The sequence below is a fragment of the Bradyrhizobium sp. IC4060 genome, from assembly GCF_020193715.1.
GTDB lineage: Bacteria > Pseudomonadota > Alphaproteobacteria > Rhizobiales > Xanthobacteraceae > Bradyrhizobium > Bradyrhizobium yuanmingense.
On the sequence record NZ_JADYVJ010000001.1, the window covers coordinates 284110 to 299166 of the forward strand.

At 64.2% G+C, this 15057-nt stretch carries 14 protein-coding genes; 7 read left to right on the forward strand and 7 right to left on the reverse strand.

The window, feature by feature from the left end:
* Positions 1–41: 41 nt before the first annotated feature.
* The 3 genes from I6F16_RS01375 to I6F16_RS01385 all read right to left on the reverse strand — a co-directional run bounded on the left by I6F16_RS01375 (position 42) and on the right by I6F16_RS01385 (position 3111).
* On the reverse strand, positions 42–1358 hold the full coding sequence (locus tag I6F16_RS01375) for a homoserine dehydrogenase (RefSeq protein WP_036022941.1): 1317 nt from the start codon (positions 1356–1358) through the stop codon (positions 42–44).
* Between the two features lie 28 nt (positions 1359–1386).
* Entirely contained in the window at positions 1387–2607 is a 1221-nt protein-coding gene (locus I6F16_RS01380) for an LL-diaminopimelate aminotransferase (protein ID WP_035999902.1), read from the reverse strand.
* A 228-nt stretch (positions 2608–2835) separates the two neighbouring features.
* On the reverse strand, positions 2836–3111 hold the full coding sequence (locus I6F16_RS01385; protein ID WP_035999913.1) for a hypothetical protein: 276 nt from the start codon (positions 3109–3111) through the stop codon (positions 2836–2838).
* 254 nt (positions 3112–3365) lie between these two features.
* On the opposite strand from I6F16_RS01385, the gene phaC reads away from it, so the two are divergent.
* Together phaC and I6F16_RS01395 are read left to right on the forward strand one after the other, a co-directional pair.
* Positions 3366–5174: a class I poly(R)-hydroxyalkanoic acid synthase gene (gene phaC, locus I6F16_RS01390; protein WP_225173375.1), complete on the forward strand. Its 1809-nt coding sequence runs from the start codon at positions 3366–3368 to the stop codon at positions 5172–5174.
* Positions 5175–5295: 121 nt separating this feature from the next.
* Positions 5296–5694 (forward strand): MAPEG family protein, encoded by a 399-nt coding sequence (locus I6F16_RS01395; protein ID WP_225113555.1) that lies wholly within the window; start codon positions 5296–5298, stop codon positions 5692–5694.
* A 116-nt stretch (positions 5695–5810) separates the two neighbouring features.
* Here the strand turns inward: I6F16_RS01395 and argC are convergent, their stop codons facing one another.
* Together argC and I6F16_RS01405 are read right to left on the reverse strand one after the other, a co-directional pair.
* Entirely contained in the window at positions 5811–6794 is a 984-nt protein-coding gene (gene argC, locus I6F16_RS01400) for an N-acetyl-gamma-glutamyl-phosphate reductase (RefSeq protein WP_036022938.1), read from the reverse strand.
* Positions 6791–7456, reverse strand: a complete 666-nt coding sequence (locus tag I6F16_RS01405; RefSeq protein WP_225113554.1) for an FMN-binding negative transcriptional regulator — start codon at positions 7454–7456, stop codon at positions 6791–6793. Before I6F16_RS01405 ends, argC begins: the two co-directional genes overlap by 4 nt.
* Positions 7457–7847: 391 nt before the next feature.
* On the opposite strand from I6F16_RS01405, the gene I6F16_RS01410 reads away from it, so the two are divergent.
* Positions 7848–8843, forward strand: coding sequence for an MBL fold metallo-hydrolase (locus I6F16_RS01410; protein ID WP_225113553.1), 996 nt, complete (start codon positions 7848–7850; stop codon positions 8841–8843).
* Positions 8844–8896: 53 nt separating this feature from the next.
* Here I6F16_RS01410 and I6F16_RS01415 read toward each other — a convergent pair whose 3' ends face one another.
* A complete protein-coding gene (locus tag I6F16_RS01415) occupies positions 8897–9427 on the reverse strand; it encodes a DedA family protein (RefSeq protein WP_035999932.1) in 531 nt (176 codons plus the stop codon).
* A 274-nt stretch (positions 9428–9701) separates the two neighbouring features.
* Here I6F16_RS01415 and parE point away from each other — a divergent pair, with 274 nt between their 5' ends.
* The 4 genes from parE (at position 9702) to I6F16_RS01435 (ending at position 14139) form a co-directional block, all read left to right on the forward strand.
* Positions 9702–11744: a DNA topoisomerase IV subunit B gene (parE, locus tag I6F16_RS01420; RefSeq protein WP_109143891.1), complete on the forward strand. Its 2043-nt coding sequence runs from the start codon at positions 9702–9704 to the stop codon at positions 11742–11744.
* Positions 11745–12185: 441 nt separating this feature from the next.
* Complete coding sequence (locus I6F16_RS01425; RefSeq protein ID WP_225113552.1) at positions 12186–12968, forward strand: porin family protein; 783 nt, start codon at positions 12186–12188, stop codon at positions 12966–12968.
* A 193-nt stretch (positions 12969–13161) separates the two neighbouring features.
* Positions 13162–13347: a hypothetical protein gene (locus I6F16_RS01430; RefSeq protein ID WP_036000069.1), complete on the forward strand. Its 186-nt coding sequence runs from the start codon at positions 13162–13164 to the stop codon at positions 13345–13347.
* 21 nt (positions 13348–13368) lie between these two features.
* Positions 13369–14139 carry a glucose 1-dehydrogenase gene (locus tag I6F16_RS01435; protein WP_225113551.1) on the forward strand — a complete coding sequence of 257 codons (771 nt, stop codon included), beginning with the start codon at positions 13369–13371 and terminating at the stop codon, positions 14137–14139.
* Positions 14140–14248: 109 nt separating this feature from the next.
* Here the strand turns inward: I6F16_RS01435 and I6F16_RS01440 are convergent, their stop codons facing one another.
* Positions 14249–15016, reverse strand: coding sequence for an outer membrane beta-barrel protein (locus tag I6F16_RS01440; protein ID WP_036022935.1), 768 nt, complete (start codon positions 15014–15016; stop codon positions 14249–14251).
* Positions 15017–15057: the final 41 nt, after the last annotated feature.

The window sequence follows — 15057 nt, forward strand, 5'->3', positions numbered from 1 at the left end:
ACCTTACCGGAAAACCGCTCACACTTTTCCGAGGTCATGCTCTAGTTCTTCTCGATCCGGATCACCTGCGGCCGTCCGCTGATCACCTTGTCCTTCTGCACGGCGGCGAGCGCACGGCGCACGGCATCCTCGTGAGTGGCATAGGTGATCAGGATGACGGGCACCGGGACAGCCTTGCCGTCAGTGGGCGCAGCGCCGCCATTGGGATGACGCTGCACGATCGACTCGATCGAAATCTTCTGCTCGGCAAGCCGCGTCGCGATCGCGGCCGCAGTGCCGGGGAAATCGCGGGCGAGCAGGCGAATGTAATAGCCGCCCTCGTGGCGCTCCATCGGCGCCTTCTTGGTGTCGCGCAGCTGCCCGATCGGCCGGCCGAACGGATTGGCGCGGATGCCGCGCGCGACGTCGGCGATGTCGGCGACGACGGCGGATGCGGTCGCGGCACCGCCCGCGCCGGGGCCGACCAGCGTGATCGGCGGAATGCCTTCGCCATCGATCGTGACCGCATTGGTGACACCCATCACCTGCGCGATCGAGGAGGATTTCGGCACCATGGTCGGATGCACGCGCTGCTCGATGCCCTTGGCGGTGCGAACGGCGACACCGAGCAGTTTGAGCCGATAACCGAGATCGTCGGCGGCGCGAAGATCTTCCGGCGCGATGGAGGAGATGCCTTCGACATACACCGCACTTTGAGCAACTTTCGTGCCGAAAGCGAGGCTGGCGAGAATGGCGAGCTTCTGCGCGGTGTCGTGGCCGTCGACGTCGAAGGACGGATTGGCCTCGGCATAGCCGAGCCGCTGGGCATCCTTGAGGCATTCGGCGAAGGACAGGCCCTCCTGCTCCATCCGGGTCAGGATGTAATTGCAGGTGCCGTTGAGGATGCCGTAGACGCGGTTGACGCCGGTTCCGGCAAGCCCTTCGCGCAACGTCTTGATGACGGGGATCGCGGCGCCGACCGCTGCCTCGAAATTCAGCGCACCGCCGTGCTTTTCAGCCGCCTTGGCCAGCTTGAGGCCGTGCTTGGCGAGCAGCGCTTTGTTGGCTGTGACGACCGACTTGCCGGCACCGAGCGCAGCGTCCACCGCCGACAGCGCGGGATCGCCGGCGCCGCCCATCAGCTCGACGAAGCAATCGACCTCCGGATGCGTGGCGAGCGCGATCGGGTCCTTCGCCCAATCGAAGCCGCGCAGGTCGATGCCGCGCTTCTTCGCCTTCGAACGCGCGGTGACCGCAACCACGCGGATGCCCCGGCCGCTGCGCCCTGCGAGCACGCGCGCCTGTGTTTCGATCAAACGGATAACCTCGGCACCCACGGTGCCGAGCCCCGCTATGCCCACTTTCAGCGGTGCGACCATGATACTTCAGAAAACCTGCAGAAGAGAATTACCGCCGATTGGCGAGAGGAACCACGTTGTGCAACGTTTCGATGCCGCTTTCAAGGAAGCGGCGGACGCCGCGCGCGGCCTGCCTGATCCGTTGCTCGTTTTCCACCATGGCGATGCGGACATATCCTTCACCATGCTCGCCGAAGCCGACGCCGGGCGAGACCGCGACGCCGGATTTCTCCACCAACAGGGTCGCGAACTGCATGCTGCCGACGCTGCGGAAGGCTTCCGGCAGCGGCACCCAGGCGAACATCGAGGCCTCCGGCGCCGGGATTTCCCACCCAGCCCGGCCGAACGATTCCACCAGCGCGTCGCGGCGCTTGCGGTAAGTGTCGCGCATCTCCTTGATGCAATCGTCGGGGCCGTTCAGCGCGGCGGTCGCCGCGACCTGCACCGGCGTGAACGCGCCATAATCGAGATAGGATTTGACGCGGGCGAGCGCGGCGATCACGCGCTCATTGCCGACTGCAAAGCCCATGCGCCAGCCGGCCATCGAATAAGTCTTCGACATCGAGGTGAACTCGACGGTGCAGTCCATCGCGCCCGGCACCTCCAGCACCGAGGGCGGCGGGTTGCTCTCGTCGAAATAGACCTCGGCATAAGCGAGATCGGACAGGATCAGGATCTCGTGCTTCTTCGCGAAGGCGACGAGGTCCTTGTAGAAGTCGAGGCTCGCGACATAGGCGGTCGGGTTCGAGGGATAGCAGACGACGAGCGCGAGCGGCTTGGGGATCGAATGCACGATCGCTCGCTCCGCCGCCTCGAAGAATTGCGGCGTCGGCTCCGACGGCACCGAGCGGATGACGCCGCCCGCCATCAAGAAACCGAAGGCGTGAATCGGGTAGCTCGGGTTCGGACAGAGGATGACGTCGCCCGGCGCGGTGATCGCCTGCGCCACATTGGCGAAACCTTCCTTCGAACCCAGCGTCGCCACGACCTGGGTGTCGGGGTTCAGCTTCACGCCGAAGCGGCGGGCGTAATAGGCGGCCTGGGCCCGGCGCAGCCCGGGGATGCCGCGCGAGGCCGAGTAGCGGTCGGTGCGCGGCTTGCCGAGCGTCTCCTTCAGCTTGTCCAGCACATGCGCCGGCGCCGGCAGGTCCGGATTGCCCATGCCGAGGTCGATGATGTCGGCGCCGGCATTGCGCGCAGCCGCCTTGGCCCGGTTGACCTGCTCGAACACGTAAGGCGGAAGGCGGCGAATGCGGTAAAATTCTTCCATGGCTCTCTGGGCTCCGGGCAACCGGTCAGGACAGAATCGACAGGCCGCGAGGGCCGGCACGAAAGCACTCAGGCTCCATCGCGAAAATTACTCAGAATCAAAGACTTAGAGCAATCGTCGGCAACGAAGATTGAAGTCGTTCGCCCTGACTCCAGGCTGAACCGAGGTCTTTTAGCACGGCAAAGCGGAGGCGCCAGCGATTACCTTGCCGGTCTCGCGGCCACGGGCCTATTTGGCGTCCTTGGCGGCAGCGGCCTGGCGATCGCGCGCGGCGGCGAGCTCGGCCTCGATCTTGGCGCGCTGCTCCAGCGGGATGATCGCCTGATCGCGATCCGGCGGCAGATCGTGCACGGGCAGATAGCTCCCGGGCTCCCTGGTACGCGGCGGCGCATCCGCGGGCGCCAGATCCGCGAGTTGGCTCGAACACCCGCCCAGGGCGAGCGCCGCGATCAGCACCGCGCCGCAGATCGGCAGCGTCTTTTGCAGGTCCCACAACGCCAACACTTGGGAAATCCCCTACTCGTCCCAATGCACGGCCCCGGGGCAAGCTTACCCAAGACCGTGCCCAAGCTCAAACCATTGCTGCCCAAATGGTGCGAGCGAGAAAACAACCGATGCCCAACAAGCCGAGCCGTGCGGCTCCATTGTGACGGAACCAAGAAGATTTGTCGCAGTGCAACACATCTTCGAGAGTGTTTAACGTCAAACATGCGAGCTTCGCGGTGACGAATACGGAATGAATCGTTACTGTTCTGCTCATGAGTATGGCCACGACCGATACGCCGAAACCCGAGACGAAGTTCGACGCCGAAGCCTTTGCGATGAACGTCGCGCGGGCGATGGAGAGCGGCGGCAAGGCGCTCGCCGCCTATCTCAAGCCGCGCGAGAGCGGCGAGGTGCAGGACCGCCCGCCGGCCGAGCTTGCCGAGGTCGTCAAGACGTTCACGTCGGTCGCCGAATATTGGCTGTCGGACACGTCCCGCTCGTCCGATCTCCAGACCAAGCTTGCCAAGGATTATCTCGACCTGTGGGGCTCGGCGGTGCGTCGCATGGCCGGTCAGGACGCCGAGCCCGCGATCGCGCCCTCGCCGCGCGACAAACGCTTTGCCGATCCGGAATGGAAGTCGAACCAGTTCTTCGACTTCGTCATGCAGCTCTATCTGCTCACGACCAAATGGGCGCAGGAGCTGGTGCGCGACGCCGAAGGGCTCGATCCGCACACGCGCCGCAAGGCCGAGTTCTACGTCCAGCAGGTCACCAACGCGCTCTCGCCGTCGAACTTCGTGCTGACCAACCCCGAAGTGCTGCGCGAGACGGTGGCGTCCAGCGGCGAGAACCTCGCGCGCGGCCTGAAGATGCTGGCCGAGGACATCGCCGCCGGCAAGGGCATGCTGAAGATCCGCCAGTCCAACCCGGACAATCTCGCCGTCGGCGTCAACATGGCGACGACGCCGGGCAAGGTGATCTACCAGAACGAGATGATGCAGCTGATCCAGTATTCGCCGACGACGGAGAAGGTGCTGCGCACCCCGCTCCTGATCGTGCCGCCCTGGATCAACAAGTTCTACATCCTCGATCTGAAGCCGGAGAAATCCTACATCAAGTGGTGCGTCGACCAGGGCATCACCGTCTTCGTGATCTCATGGGTCAATCCCGACAAGCGGCTCGGCAACAAGGGCTGGGAAGACTACATGAAGGAAGGCCCGCTCACGGCGATGGACGTGATCGAGAAGATCACCGGCGAGATGAAGGTGCACACCGCCGGCTATTGCGTCGGCGGCACGATGCTCGCGACCACGCTGGCCTGGCTCGCCGAGAAGCGCCGCCAGCGCGTGTCGTCCGCGACGTTCTTCGCGGCCCAGGTCGACTTCACTCATGCCGGTGATCTGCTCGTGTTCGTCGACGAGGAGCAGATCGCGGCGCTCGAGCAGGACATGAAAACGGTCGGCGTGCTCGAAGGCTCGAAGATGGCCATGGCCTTCAACATGCTGCGGTCCAACGACCTGATCTGGTCCTACGTGGTCAGCAACTATCTGAAGGGCCAGCAGCCGAGCGCGTTCGACCTGTTGCACTGGAACTCCGATGCGACACGGATGACCCAGGCCAACCATTCCTATTACCTGCGCAATTGCTACCTGGAGAACCGGCTCTCCACCGGCACGATGGCGCTCGACAACACCCTGCTCGATCTCTCCAAGGTGAAGGTGCCGGTCTACAATCTCGCCACCCGCGAGGATCACATCGCGCCCGCGCAATCGGTGCTCTACGGGTCGCAATTCTTCGGCGGCCCGGTGAAATACGTGCTGTCCGGCTCGGGCCACATCGCGGGCGTGGTCAATCCGCCTGCCGCGAACAAGTACCAGTATTGGACCAACGACAACATCAAGAACGTCAGCGTCGCGCAGTGGATGAAGGGCGCCACCGAGCACAAGGGCTCGTGGTGGCCGGACTGGCGGGAGTGGCTGGGCGAGCTCGACCCCGAGGAAGTCCCGGCGCGCGTGGTCGGCAGCGACGCATTTCCGCCGATCGAGGACGCGCCCGGCAGCTATGTCAGAGTTCGCGCGTAGCGGAATCCGGCGCGCTTTCGTATAGACTAATTGTTTGAGCATGATCTTTTCGGAAAACCGCTACTCACTTTTCCGGATCGTGCTCTCGCCCAATCCAGCGACGACACAGGGGACCGCCACTATGACACGCGAATTGTTCTGGCTGACACTGACGGTGATCCTGACGGGAGTTCTGTGGGTTCCCTACATCATCAACCGCTGCCAGGTTCGCGGTTTGAGCGGTGCGATGGCCAACCCCGCGCGCGGCGACAAGCCCCAGGCGGAGTGGGCAAACCGGCTGATGTTCGCCCATGACAACGCGGTCGAGAACCTCGTCATCTTCGCCCCGCTGGTGCTGATCCTGAACGCGATCGACTATTCCACGAAATGGACGGTGCTCGCCTGCGCCGTCTATTTCTGGTCGCGCATCGCGCACACCATCGTCTATGCGCTCGGAATTCCGGTGTTCCGCACCCTCGCCTTCACCGTCGGCTTCTTCGCCCAGGCCGTGCTGGTGTTGGCGATCTTCGGATTGGTTTGAAGCACTTTCCACGTCATTGCGAGGAGCCCTTGCGACGAAGCAATCCAGACTATTTCCGCGGTGGAAGCTCTGGATTGCTTCGCTTCGCTCGCAATGACGGAGGATAGAGGCCTGCCTCACTCCTCCGGCAGGCCGAGCATCAGCCGCATGTTCTGCACGGCTGCGCCGGATGCCCCCTTGCCGAGATTGTCGAGCCGGGCGACCAATAGCGCCTGGTGATATTTGTCGCTGGCGAAGACGTAGAGCTCGAGCATGTTGGTCTCGTTGAGCGCCTCCGGCTCGAGCCGGCCGCCCTTGCTCGCCTCGTTTTGCAGCGGCATCACCTTGACGTATTTCGAGCCGGCGTAACGTTTTGCCATCGCCGCCTGCAGGTCGGCGCCGCCGGGCTTGCCCGGCAGCGTGTCGAGCTGGAGCGGCACCGAGACCAGCATGCCCTGCCGGTAGTTGCCGACCGAGGGAATGAAGATCGGCCGCCGCGTTAGGTTCGAATAGAGCTGCATCTCCGGCAGATGCTTGTGCTCGAAGCCGAGGCCGTAGAGCTCGAAGGACGGGGCGCTGCCATCCTCGAAGCTTGCGATCATCGACTTGCCACCGCCGGAATAGCCGCTCACCGCGTTGACGGTGACGGGATAATCAGGCGGCAGCAGGCCGGCATCGACGATCGGCCGCAGCAGCGCGATCGCGCCGGTCGGATAGCAGCCGGGATTGGAGACCTTCTTCGCGGCCTTGATCTTGCCGGCCTGGTCCGGCGTCAGCTCCGCAAAGCCGTAAGCCCAGTCCGGCGCGACCCGGTAGGCGGTCGAGGCATCCAGCACCTTCGGCGCGTGAGCCCCCATGCCGTCGACCAGGGCAACGGTTTCCTTGGCGGCATCGTCGGGAAGGCAGAGGATGACGAGATCCACCTCCTCCATCAGCGCCTTCTTGGCCGCGGGATCCTTGCGCTTGTCGTCGGCAATGGTCTTCACCGCGACGTCGCTTTGGAGCTTCAGCCGCTCATTGATGCCGAGGCCGGTGGTACCGGAACCGCCATCGACGAAGACGGTGGCCGGCTTCTTTGCCGCGCTGGTGGCCGGAGCTTTGGTGGTGTCAGCGAGGCTCATGATGCGCTCCCTTCGAGCATGTTCGTGTCGTCTGCGAAAACCTGCGGCCTTGCCTGCCGCATCAATTGTGAGATCCGCTTGGCATCGGCATCGCCGCCGTCAAGCGCATTCGCGATCGCTGCATAATCGGCCTCCGACTTGTGCTGGTTCAGCTTGAAGCTGCCTTCGACCTCCTCAACGGTCATGACCAGCCCAACGATCCCTTTCTTCATCGTCTCCAGCCGACCCGCCGTCATCTTGGCCGACGTCCACGGCTTTTTCGGCAACAGCCAGCCCTCAAACTTGGCGCTGAGCGTCTCGAGCTGCACCGCCAGCTCGTCATCCGACAACAGCCGAACCGGCCCGCTCAGATGCACCGACTGGTAGAGCCAGGTCGGAACCTGATCCGGCGAGACGTACCAGTCCGGCGATACATAGGCGTCCGGGCCGTTGACCGCGAGCAGCCACGACGCCTCGCCGCCCGCCAGCTTTAGCAGCGGATTGTGACGGGCGAGATGAAAGGCGGCCCGCGGCGTGCCGTCTGCGGCATAGGTCAAATAGAACGGCAACGGCGAGGCGATCGGCCGCTTTCCGTCGAAGGCGCACATCGTGCCGAAGCCGCGTTCCTCGGCGAATTTCAGGCTCGCGGCGCGGTCCTGCTTGAAATAGGGTGGCGTGTACATCGTGGTCTCCTGCTGGGCCTCCTCGGGGGACCGCCGGATCAGATCGCGCTGACAGGAGAGAGGATGCCGCGGATCGGGTCCAGCGGCAAAGACGATGATCTCAAACGCGATCGACCGCCCAAACCGCTAAGCTGCGGCGGCGGCGACGGGCGAACAGAATGGTCGCGGCGTTGATCATGGCGCGCGGCTATAATGCCCGCTGGTTCCATGGTCAAGAGCAAATCGGTTCAGTGGGACGGCAGGATGCCGCACGCGCGACGGCAGGACGCGCACAGATGTCATCGGCCCGCCGTGGAATTTCCACTAGAAGTAGGGGTTTTCGAGAACGACCGGCGGGACACAACCTCTTCGCCGGCCCCGAGCCGTTCGCACCCAGCCTCAGGACATCACCATGACCGAGATTACTCGTCGCGCAACGCTAGCCGGCGCCGCCGCATCGGCGCTCCTGCCTTTCGTGAAGATTTCGCCCGCGGGCGCCGCCGCGCCGCTGGCCGAGAAGCAGAATGCGAGCTTCTATCGCTACAATGTCGGCACCCACCAGGTCACGGTGGTCTGCGATGGCGTTGCGACCGTCAATCTGACCGACAATTACGCCGCCGGCGCCAGCAAGGATGACATCAACAAAGTGTTCGCCGAGCACCACCTGCCGGCCGACAAGGTCACCCACACCTTCAACCCGGTCGTGGTCAACACCGGACCGAAGCTCGTCGTCATCGATACCGGGCTCGGTCCCGACCAGTTCACGCAGTCGAAGGGCAAGGTCGGCCAATTCCAGAATAATCTCGCCGCCGCCGGCATCGACCGCGCGGCGGTCGATACTGTCATCATCTCCCATTTCCATGGCGACCACATCAACGGCCTGCTGGCGGCCGAGAACAAGCCCGCCTTCCCCAATGCCGAGATCCTGGTTCCGGCGGTGGAATGGAAGTTCTGGATGGATGACGGCGAGATGAGCAAAGGGATGGGCAATCCGATCCTCGAGAACAATTTCAAGAACATCCGCCGCGTGTTCGATGCCCTGGGCCGCAAGGTCACACAATATGAGGCCGGCAAGGAGGTCGCGCCCGGTATCACCTCGGTAGCGAGCCCCGGCCACACGCCAGGCCACAATTCCTTCATCGTCGCCTCCGGCGCCGAGAAGGTGCTGGTGCAGGTGGATATCACCGCGGGCGCAGCGTTCCTGTTCGTGAAGCATCCCGAATGGAACATCGCATCCGACGTCGACAAACCGCTGGCCCAGCAGACGCGCCGCAAGCTCTACGACATGGCGATTGCCGAGAAGATGCCGATCCAGGCCTTCCACGCCGCCTTCCCCGGTCTCGTCCGGGTCGAGAAGGACGGCTCCGGATATCGCTGGATCCCCGCGATCTGGAACGCATCGCTGTAGGCTTGCTTAGAAGGCTTGGCCTGACGCCCTGACCGGGCGGCCCCGTCGCCCGGTCAGATCACCCGCCAGATCCACTCCATGATCTTGGCGAGCACGTCGCCGAACAGCAGGAGCACGGCCGACCAGATCAGGGCCGAGACGAAGTTTGCAGCCTGGAAGGTCCAATAGGGCATCTCGAAGATGCCGGCCGCGAGCGGCACCGAGGCGCGCAGGGGTCCGAAGAAGCGCCCGATGAAGATGCTGGGGACGCCCCAGCTGCGCACGAAAGCCTCGCCTCTGGGGAGCAGTCCCGGATAGCGCGAGAGCGGCCACATCTCGGCGACCTTCTCCTTGTAGCGATAGCCGAACCAGTAGGAGACCCAGTCACCCAGCGCCGCGCCGAGGGCGCCGGCAATCCAGACCGGAAAAAAGTTGATGCCGCTGACCCCGATCAGCGCACCGATTGCCACCAGCGCGCCCCAGGCCGGGACCAGCAGCGAGATGAAGGCGAGCGACTCTCCGAAGGCCAGCACGAACACGATTGGCGCTGCCCAAGCCTGGTGAACGCGCACGAAGTCAGTGAGGGCGTGCGCAAACTGCTCCATCCAAAATAGCCTTCCCGCCCCGTCTCAAGGTGCTGCTCGATGAAAAGGACTGGTAAGCCAAGGACTTGTGTGACATCAAGTCACAAAACCCAGACATCACCAAGCCGGCACGTCAAATTGCCGGGAAATGGCGAGGCTGCGGCGTAAAATCGCCCGGATTCGCTCCCAACCCACAGCGCCCAGTCCGCCCTACGGTAACCTTTCCAAGTCAGAAGTGGCATAGTCGGCTTAACCGATTCGCCGCTTCTGCGGCCCTCAAAACCCATCAAGATATATGTCCAAGCAGTTGAAGCCAAAAGCAAAAGACGATTTCTTCGGCGGTGACGAGCCGACGCCCCGCACAGCCGTCAAGGCGGCGCCGCGCAGTGGGGGGGAAGCCGATTACACGGCAGCCGACATCGAGGTGCTCGAGGGGCTGGAACCGGTGCGGCGCCGGCCCGGCATGTATATCGGCGGCACCGACGAGAAGGCGCTGCATCATCTGTTCGCCGAAGTCATCGACAACTCGATGGACGAGGCGTTGGCCGGGCATGCGACGTTCATCGGAGTCGAGCTGAGTGCGGACGGTTTCCTGACCGTCACCGACAACGGCCGCGGTATCCCCATCGATCCGCATCCGAAATTCCCGAAGAAGTCGGCGCTCGAAGTCATCATGTGCACGCTGCATTCGGGCGGCAAGTTCGACAGCAAGGTCTACGAGACCTCGGGCGGTCTGCACGGCGTCGGCATCTCCGTGGTGAACGCCCTCTCCTCGCGTCTCGAGGTCGAGGTCGCGCGCAGCCAGAAGCTCTACCGCATGACCTTCGAGCGCGGCCATCCCAAGGGCAAGCTCGAGGACCTCGGCAAGGTCAACAACCGCCGCGGCACGCGCGTGCGCTTCAAGCCCGACACCGACATCTTCGGGCAGAAGGCCGCGTTCAAGCCGCAGCGCCTGTTCAAGATGACGCGCTCGAAGGCCTACCTGTTCGGCGGCGTCGAGATCCGCTGGAACTGCGCGCCCGAGCTGCTCAAAGGCGTAGAGGACGTGCCGGCGGAAGCGACGTTCCACTTCCCGGGCGGCCTCAAGGACTATCTCGCTGCTGCGATCCACGCCGACACGCTGGTGCATCCGGACATCTTCTCCGGCAAGTCGGGACGCAACGGCGCGCACGGCGCCTGCGAATGGGCGGTGGCCTGGACCGCGGATGCCGACGGCTTCCTTTCCTCCTACACCAACACCGTGCCGACGCCCGACGGCGGCACCCACGAATCCGGCCTGCGCAGCGCGCTGCTGCGCGGCTTGAAGGATCACGCCGAGCGCGTCGGCCAGGGCAAGCGCGCCGCCTCCGTCACCTCGGAAGACGTGATGGTGGGCGCCGCCGTGATGCTTTCGGTGTTCGTGCGCGAGCCTGAATTCCAGGGCCAGACCAAGGATCGCCTCGCCACCGCCGAAGCGCAACGCATCGTCGAGCAGGCGATGAAGGACCCGTTCGACCATTGGCTGTCGGGCAATCCGAACATGGCCAACCGACTGCTCGACTTCGTCATCGACCGCGCCGAGGAGCGGCTGCGGCGGCGGCAGGAGAAGGAGACCGCACGCAAGACGGCCGGCAAGAAGCTGCGCCTGCCCGGCAAGCTCGCCGACTGCACCGATGCCGGCACCGAGGGCTCGGAGCTGTTCATCGTCGAGGGCGACTCGGCCGGCGGCAGCGCCAAGCAGGCGCGCGACCGCAAGACCCAGGCCGTGCTGCCGCTGCGCGGCAAGATCCTCAACGTCGCCTCCGCCGGCAAGGACAAGCTGACGGCGAATGCGCAGCTCTCCGACCTCGTGCAGGCGATCGGCTGCGGCACGCTCGCGCAATATCGCGAGGAGGATCTGCGCTATCAGCGCATCATCATCATGACCGACGCCGACGTCGACGGCGCCCACATCGCCTCGCTCCTGATCACCTTCTTCTATCGCCAGATGCCGCGGCTGATCGACGAAGGCCATCTCTTCCTCGCGGTGCCGCCGCTCTACAAGCTGACCCACGGCTCCAAGTCGGTCTACGCCCGCGACGACGCGCACAAGGAGGCGCTGCTCAAGAGCGCGTTCAACGCCAACGCCAAGGTCGAGGTGAACCGCTTCAAAGGGCTCGGCGAGATGATGCCGGCGCAGCTCAAGGAGACCACCATGGACCCGGCCAGGCGGACGCTGCTCAAGGTGGTGCTGCTGGCCGACGACCGCGACACCACGGCGGATTCGGTCGAGCGGCTGATGGGCACCAAGGCCGAGGCGCGCTTTGCCTTCATCTCGGACAAGGCCGAGTTTGCCAGCGACGAGCTGCTGGACGTTTGAGGCGGCAACCAAACCGGCTGCACGCCAACACAGCCCCGGCCCAAAGCCGGGGCTGTGTCTTTGGGGCAGCGGCCGCCGTTTCGGACCAGTTTGCCTTGTGTGCTGCCGGGATCTTCGTTGCTTTCCGGATTCGTCTCGCGGCGACTCGGCCAGCGACTCAGCGGATGCTGCGGCCGGGAGCAGGATTGCCTCCGTCTCGGACAAAACCGAATTTGCTAACGAAACCTTACTCAAAATCGAGTCGCCAGAATTCGGTCAAGCCCTTGAAACATAACAATTTTTCTAGATCTGGGCGAGGCCGCCGCAAAATACCCCCACACCGGCGTTTTCCGGCGACTGTGCCTGTCCGGCAACAGCATTTCGGCAAGAACCGTCTATAGTCCGGTCATCAGATGACACGGACTTCAGTGCGCTCGCGCCGACAAGGTTTGGGGATTTAAAATGAAGAAGACATTGCTCGCTCTGACCGCGGTTGCGGCGATGACCGGCTCGGCCTCGGCTGCCGACTTGGGCGCCCGTCCCTACGCGAAGGCCCCGATGCCGGCGCCCGTCGCCAACTGGACCGGCTTCTACGTCTTCGGCGGCGGCGGCGGCGGCCTCTCCAATGCTGACCAGCAGATTGTCGACACCGCCACGGGTACCCCGCTGACCATCACCCAGCGTCAGGGCGGTTCCGGTTGGTTTGGTACGGTCGGCGCGGGTTACGACTGGCAGTTCAGCGGCACCTGGGTCGCCGGTGTGTTTGGCGACGCTCAGTTCGGCAGCATCCGCTCCACCATCCAGGATCCGATCTTCGACATCACTGGTAACCAGAAGCTGGAGACCTCTTGGGCCGCGGGCGTGCGCCTCGGCTGGCTGGTCGCTCCGAACGTTCTCTCCTACGTCAACGGCGGTTACTCCGGCGCTCACTTCGGCCGCACCAACTTCACGACGCTCGGCGGTACCCCGGCCGGTGTTCACCTCAATGGCTACGATCGTCACGGCTGGTTCATCGGCGGCGGCGTCGAGAACAGCCTGAACATCTTCGGCATCACCTCGCCCGGCTGGTTCATGAAGACCGAGTACCGTTCGGCCTTCTACAATGCCAAGACTGAGGCTATCCGCACCGATATCGGCGACCTCCCGACCATCAACAGCGTCCGCGCCAACAGCTGGAACCAGACGATCTCGACCTCGCTGGTCTACCGCTTCAACTGGACCGGTCCGGTCGTCGCGAAGTACTGATCTGATCTCACGATCAAGCGTCAAAGCCCCGGCATCGCCGGGGCTTTTTCGTATTGGGCCTAGCTAGCGTCCTTGCGGCCACGGCCCATTGTGTCCGTACCAGAGCTACGGCTAGTCTGTCGGCAAGTTTTCGTGGCTGCGGCAGTCGTTGATGCCGTGGAGCGCGACAGAAGCGGACCGATGGGAGGAAGGCATGCGCAGATTTCTGCTGGTGGCAGGCCTGTTTGCAACCGCTCTCGGGCTGCTCTGGATTGGACAGGGCACGGGCACGGTTCCGTGGCCGCGATCGAGCTTCATGGTCAACCAGCTGCACTGGGCCGGCTATGGCGCAGCCATGGCCGGGTTCGGGCTGGTGCTGATCTGGCAGAGCAACCAATAGAAGAACTCAGGGAATCCAAGCATGACATCCAGCCGGTTCGATCTCCGCGGCAAGGTCGCGATCGTCACGGGAGGCAATGGCGGCATCGGGCTCGGCATGGCGCGCGGCCTCGCCGATGCCGGCGCCGACATCGCCGTGGTCGGACGCAACGAGAGCAAGTCCGCCGCCGCCGTGGCCGATCTCAGGCAGCGCGGCGTGAAGGCGATCGCCGTCGCCACCGACGTGACCGACAAGGCGGCGGTCGCAGCCATGATCGACCGTGTCGTCAAGGAGCTCGGCCGCATCGACATCCTCGTCAACAATGCCGGCATGAGCATCCGCAAGCCGCCGCACGAGCTCGAGCTTGACGAGTGGAACAAGGTGATCGACACCAACCTCACCAGCGCCTTCATGTGCTCGAAGCTGGCCTATCCGGCGCTGAAGGCGTCCGGCAACGGCAAGGTGATCAACATCGGCTCGATGATGTCGATCTTCGGCGCGAGCTTCGCGACCGCCTATGCGGCCAGCAAGGGCGGCATCGTGCAGTATACGCGCGCCTGCGCCAATGCCTGGGCGCCGAACAACATCCAGGTCAACGCCATCCTGCCGGGCTGGATCGACACCGATCTCACCCGCGGCGCGCGACAGCAGGTCTCGGGGCTGCACGAGCGCGTGCTGGCGCGCACGCCTGCGGGGCGCTGGGGCGACATCGACGACTTCGCCGGCATCGCCGTGTTCCTGGCGTCGCCCGCGTCGAATTTCGTCACGGGTACGGCGATCCCGGTCGACGGCGGATTCTCGGTGATGGCCTGAAGCCGGCCTGCCCGCCATCCAAACGCAAAAAAGAAGCCCCGGACGACGCCGGGGCTTTTGAATTGAGACAGTGCTTTTCTTGATCGTTGGTCGCGTTGCGTCGACGTGCTCAGTAGCGGGCGATGGTGGGTGCGTCGAACTTGTAGCTCGCGCGCACCACGGCCCATTGGATGTCGCGCGGCTTGGCATCGAAGGTGTAGTTTCCGGAGGTGCCGCCGAGCTGATAGGTCTGGCTGGTGAAGGCCGCGTAATTGTATTCGAGGCCGACGATCCAGTTGCGGGTGACGCCGTACTCCCAGCCGGCGCCGACGGTCCAGCCATTGGCCCAATGGGTTTGTCCGCCCGAGCCCGTCGCCACACCGACGGTGTCGGTGACCGAGAGGCGGTTGTTCGCGCCGGCATAGCCGCCCTTGATGTAGAAGAGGTTGTTCTGCACGGCGAATCCGGCGCGCCCGACCACGGTCGCGAGCACGTTGGTACGCCAGGAGAACACGTCATCCGCGGCGCCAAACACGGTGTTCGTGAACGAGCCCTTGTTGTCGAGACCCGAAATCGTGCCTTCCACGCCGAACACGTAATTGTTGGCCTGCCAATTGTAGCCGATCTGCGCGCCGCCCATGACGCCCGCGTTGCGCTGGCGATAGCCCTCTCCCGGCAGCAGATCGCCGAACGCCGCGCCGGTGCCGTTGTTGATGAACTGCTGGTTGGTCCATGCGCCACCGATGTGGCCGCCGACATAGAAGCCGGTCCAGTTGAACAGCGGCTCAACATAGGCGGGCGCCTTCGTGTAACGCGCACCGAGATCGGCGGCGGAGGCCGCGCCGGTCGAAACCAGAGCCGTCGTGCAGGCAAAGGCGGCAATCAACTTATTACGCATGGTACACCCCGTGTCCTTGATGGACGCACGGTCACAGACGG

Coding starts and splice junctions, on each gene's coding strand:
- I6F16_RS01375 (WP_036022941.1), bottom strand. CDS start 1,358: ATGGTCGCACCGCTGAAAGTGGGCATAGCGGGGCTCGGCACCGTGGGT.
- I6F16_RS01380 (WP_035999902.1), bottom strand. CDS start 2,607: ATGGAAGAATTTTACCGCATTCGCCGCCTTCCGCCTTACGTGTTCGAG.
- phaC (WP_225173375.1), top strand. CDS start 3,366: ATGAGTATGGCCACGACCGATACGCCGAAACCCGAGACGAAGTTCGAC.
- I6F16_RS01395 (WP_225113555.1), top strand. CDS start 5,296: ATGACACGCGAATTGTTCTGGCTGACACTGACGGTGATCCTGACGGGA.
- argC (WP_036022938.1), bottom strand. CDS start 6,794: ATGAGCCTCGCTGACACCACCAAAGCTCCGGCCACCAGCGCGGCAAAG.
- I6F16_RS01405 (WP_225113554.1), bottom strand. CDS start 7,456: ATGTACACGCCACCCTATTTCAAGCAGGACCGCGCCGCGAGCCTGAAA.
- I6F16_RS01410 (WP_225113553.1), top strand. CDS start 7,848: ATGACCGAGATTACTCGTCGCGCAACGCTAGCCGGCGCCGCCGCATCG.
- I6F16_RS01415 (WP_035999932.1), bottom strand. CDS start 9,427: ATGGAGCAGTTTGCGCACGCCCTCACTGACTTCGTGCGCGTTCACCAG.
- parE (WP_109143891.1), top strand. CDS start 9,702: ATGTCCAAGCAGTTGAAGCCAAAAGCAAAAGACGATTTCTTCGGCGGT.
- I6F16_RS01425 (WP_225113552.1), top strand. CDS start 12,186: ATGAAGAAGACATTGCTCGCTCTGACCGCGGTTGCGGCGATGACCGGC.
- I6F16_RS01430 (WP_036000069.1), top strand. CDS start 13,162: ATGCGCAGATTTCTGCTGGTGGCAGGCCTGTTTGCAACCGCTCTCGGG.
- I6F16_RS01435 (WP_225113551.1), top strand. CDS start 13,369: ATGACATCCAGCCGGTTCGATCTCCGCGGCAAGGTCGCGATCGTCACG.
- I6F16_RS01440 (WP_036022935.1), bottom strand. CDS start 15,016: ATGCGTAATAAGTTGATTGCCGCCTTTGCCTGCACGACGGCTCTGGTT.